This window comes from Mesorhizobium sp. M2E.F.Ca.ET.209.01.1.1, from assembly GCF_004010375.2.
Classification (GTDB): Bacteria; Pseudomonadota; Alphaproteobacteria; order Rhizobiales; family Rhizobiaceae; genus Mesorhizobium.
On the sequence record NZ_SADP02001087.1, the window covers coordinates 1 to 296 of the forward strand.

A 296-nucleotide genomic window follows, 5' to 3' on the forward strand; every position below is an offset into this window, starting at 1 on the left:
GATGAAGGCCGTGCCGAAACTGATCTCAAGCGCGGTGAGAGTGCGCCGGTCGGTGGCCAAGGCCCAGAAATCGGCCCAGCCGAGCGCGGCCGAGCGCCAGATCAGCCCCGAAAGCGGGATGAGGATGATGAGCGTGAGGTAGGCAAGCGAGAAGCCGAGCGTCAGTCCGAAACCCGGAATGACACTCGGCTGTCTGAACCGCCACCCCGCCTGGGCGGGTGCTGTGGTCATGCTGTTCTGGATCGTCCCTTCTTACTCAACCAGATTGCAGTCGCCAGTTTTTGAGGCCCAGCCTC

Annotated in this window: 1 pseudogene; it reads right to left on the minus strand. The window is 62.8% G+C overall.

Annotation, left to right across the window (positions count from 1 at the left end):
* Positions 1-231 (minus strand): annotated as a pseudogene (locus tag EN852_RS39225) (molybdate ABC transporter permease subunit); the annotation flags it as partial.
* Positions 232-296: the final 65 nt, after the last annotated feature.